The organism is Sphaerospermopsis aphanizomenoides BCCUSP55 (assembly GCF_001586785.1).
Classification (GTDB): domain Bacteria; phylum Cyanobacteriota; class Cyanobacteriia; order Cyanobacteriales; family Nostocaceae; genus Sphaerospermopsis_A; species Sphaerospermopsis_A aphanizomenoides_A.
Genome location: NZ_LUFH02000197.1, coordinates 1 through 3,433 on the forward strand (window position 1 = coordinate 1; position 3,433 = coordinate 3,433).

The 3,433-nt window shown below is 35.6% G+C and carries 2 protein-coding genes and 2 pseudogenes; 3 read left to right on the forward strand and 1 reads right to left on the reverse strand.

Annotated elements, in window-relative coordinates:
- From A0J48_RS26090 to A0J48_RS26100, 3 genes and pseudogenes are all read left to right on the forward strand, one after another.
- Nucleotides 1–637: pseudogene (locus tag A0J48_RS26090) on the forward strand (enhanced serine sensitivity protein SseB C-terminal domain-containing protein); the annotation flags it as partial.
- Nucleotides 638–771: 134 nt separating this feature from the next.
- Nucleotides 772–1,680, forward strand: coding sequence for a 16S rRNA (cytosine(1402)-N(4))-methyltransferase RsmH (gene rsmH / locus A0J48_RS26095; protein WP_200327484.1), 909 nt, complete (start codon nt 772–774; stop codon nt 1,678–1,680).
- Nucleotides 1,681–1,878: 198 nt separating this feature from the next.
- Nucleotides 1,879–2,898 (forward strand): ABC transporter ATP-binding protein, encoded by a 1,020-nt coding sequence (locus A0J48_RS26100; RefSeq protein ID WP_200327485.1) that lies wholly within the window; start codon nt 1,879–1,881, stop codon nt 2,896–2,898.
- A 75-nt stretch (nt 2,899–2,973) separates the two neighbouring features.
- On the opposite strand, the pseudogene A0J48_RS26105 reads toward A0J48_RS26100, so the two are convergent.
- Nucleotides 2,974–3,433, reverse strand: a pseudogene (locus A0J48_RS26105) (hypothetical protein); the annotation flags it as partial.

Here is a 3,433-nt window from a genome sequence, read left to right on the forward strand (position 1 = left end):
TGTATTAAAAATCTCTCATCTTCTCCTTTTCCCACATAATATTACTATTTTGGAGATGTCTAATCATTACTTGGCGAATTATCTTTTCGGTCGGCTTTTATTACAACGTGATGATCGCCAAGGAATTGAGTATATTGAAAAAGCAATTTCTCAAAGTCACAAGGATTTTATTGATGGTTGTAGTTTGATTTATGCTTTTTTGAAAAAACAAGGAGATATGAAAGCTGCTTATGCTTACCAAGACAGCATTAATAAACATTATGAACTAATTTGGTTAGCCAAACAAGAACGTTCTTCTGTAGATAGTAAAGATGAATTTCAAGCTGCTAATTTATCCAGAGAAATTATTGATATTCTTTGTGAGAAATTAGCGCAACATTCAAATTTAAAAACTGCTTATTTGGCTCAAAAATTTGTACAATATTTTCCTGAAGAACCTTTCTATGTGTTAGGCGTTGTACACACATGGAGGTTAATAGAGTTAGATGGCAGTAATCAAAAATTTATTAATGAGATAGTTAATTCTTTGGCAGGATTTCCCGGCTATATATACGTTATTCTCTTGAATAATGATAATAAAAGTCTGCAAAAGAAATTACGGCAAGTTCCAGATGCTATAATTTACCAAAAGTCTTAGCATTAAGATATCAGATAAACACAGATAAAGAAGGATAATTAAATTGATTTCATCATTTTGTGCAATTGCACATAAAATTGGTATAAGCATGAGATAATCAAAATCTGACTCATCTAACAAAAAATCCTAAGATAATGCAATCAGACCTACAAACACCACTAGATTTAGATGAAGCAATTGCTTTTTCCCATATTCCTGTTCTCAGTCAGGAAGTTATCACAGGTTTAAATATTCAACCTGGAGGAAATTATTTAGATTTAACTGTGGGTGGTGGTGGTCACAGTCGGTTAATCTTAGAAACATCTGAAGACGTGCAACTAACCGCAGTTGATCAAGATGAGGATGCTTTAAAAGCAGCAAAAGCTAATTTAGCAGAGTTTGGAAATAGGGTGAATTTTATTCACAGCAATTTTGCGAATTATCAATTTCCAGAAAATACATATCATGGAATTTTAGCTGATTTGGGTGTGAGTTCCTATCATTTGGATAAACCAGAACGGGGTTTTAGTTTTAGAAATACTGCAAATTTAGATATGCGAATGAACCAGCAACAATCTTTAACTGCTGGCGATATTATTAATGAGTGGGATGAAGGTGAATTAGCGGATATTTTCTTTAAATATGGTGAGGAGAGACTTTCTCGAAGGATAGCGAGACGAATTGTAGAGAAGCGTCCATTTCAAACTACTACAGAATTAGCCGAGGCGATCGCCTATTCTGTTCCTCCTAAATACCGTCATGGCAGAATTCATCCTGCTACCCGTGTTTTTCAAGCTTTAAGAATAGTAGTGAATGATGAGTTAAAAGTTTTAGAAACTCTGATAGATAAAGCACCATTATCTTTAGTTCCTGGTGGGAGAATTGCTATTATCAGCTTTCATAGTTTGGAAGATAGGTTAGTCAAGCACGGGTTAAGAAATTCACCTCAGTTGCGAGTATTGACAAAAAAGCCAATTCTTGCTGGTGAAGCTGAAATTGCCGAAAACGTGCGATCGCGTTCCGCTAAGTTGAGGATAGCAGAAAAGAAAAGCCGGGATGAATAACAGGAAGCACAAAGTAAGATATAGAAGTTTTTTAAATTTTAATTTATTGCTTCTATTGCTTCCCCCACACCCCACACCCTACACCCCACACCCTAGTTTTGGTAATTTTGTAAGCTTTTAACTATCAGCACCTTGCAGCTAACTCGTACAATAGAAGATAGATTGTTGAGAATTGTATAGTTAGGGATTATAGCTGTCATGGTTGCCGCCGTTTTAATCGAAAATCTACAAAAACGCTACGGTACTGTTGAAGCCGTCAAGAATGTATCCTTTCAGGTACAACCAGGGGAAATCTTTGGTTTACTCGGCCCTAACGGTGCTGGGAAAACTACCACTCTGCGGTCTTTGTGTACGCTGACTACTCCCGATGCTGGTAAAATCGAAGTTTCGGGAATATCTGTCCTTGATAACCCTAAATTAGCACGGCAAAAATTGGGTTATGTAGCCCAGGAAGTGGCTTTGGATAAAATGCTGACTGGTAAAGAGTTGTTAGAGTTGCAAGCAGCACTTTATCATCTTCCTGGTGCAGTTATCAAACAGCGAATTAATACAGTATTGGATTTACTGGGTTTACAAGAATACGCAGATAAAAAAACTGGAACTTATTCTGGTGGTTTACGCAAGCGTTTAGACTTAGCTGCGGGTTTACTGCATTCTCCAGATGTGTTGGTATTGGATGAACCAACGGTAGGATTAGATATTGAAAGTCGGTTTGTAGTTTGGGATTTCTTGCGGAAGCTACGTGCTGCGGGAACTACAGTTGTCATTACCAGCCATTATTTAGAAGAAATTGACGCTTTAGCTGATAGAGTGGCAATTATAGATCGAGGTACTGTGATTGCTACTGGTACACCTTCCCAATTAAAAGATCAAGTGGGTGGCGATCGCATTACTTTAAGAATTCGGGAATTTTCACCCAGCGATGAAGCCGACAAAGCCAAAAACCTATTGCAAGAATTACCTTTTGTGCAGGAAATTATTATTAATAATGCCCAAGGTAACTCTTTAAATTTAGTCATCACACCGCAAAATGACGCATTGATTACTATTCAACAAGCGTTAAATAATGCAGGTTTACCAATTTTCGGTATTGCCCAATCTCGTCCTAGTTTAGATGATGTTTATTTAGCTGCAACAGGTAGAACTTTGTTAGATGCAGAATTAGCTGCTGTGGCAAATCGTGATCCGAAGGCGGAGAAGAAGAAAAATATGAGATAGTTGATAGTTGATAGTTGATAGGTAATTGGTAATTGGGGAAAATTACTAATTATCAATTACCGAAACAACTGATGACTATTTAGTCAAACGAATCAACAAATTATTAAACATCCCTTCTTGAGTTAATTCTTCAGGATCAACACATCCAAGTAAATTACGAGCAATAATTTCATAGTTATAACTTTTGATTTCTCCAGCTAGGAAAGGTTTAATATACAAATACAAAAGGTCAGTAAAATCATGTCCATGTATTTTATATCGAGTGTCTGCTAACTCTTTTGCTTTAATCCGCAATTCTGCAATTTTAGCGACAAATGTAGATTTTTTGGATGTCATCGAACATTTATTTAAGTATTTGTTAATATATGTTTCTAGATCAAATTGAAAGTGCGTTTTTGTTTTATCCCAATTACAGCATTTACCAAAATCATCTAGCATAGCAGTGTTTATATTTAGTAATTCTTTAGTAGCACGAATTAAAAATAAATCTTCTAAAATCTTAGATAATTGATTGAGTATATCTTGTCTTTTAAAT

Bases quoted from the DNA above. Each gene is read 5' to 3' on its own strand.
- rsmH (WP_200327484.1), top strand. From the start codon at position 772: ATGCAATCAGACCTACAAACACCACTAGATTTAGATGAAGCAATTGCT.
- A0J48_RS26100 (WP_200327485.1), top strand. From the start codon at position 1,879: ATGGTTGCCGCCGTTTTAATCGAAAATCTACAAAAACGCTACGGTACT.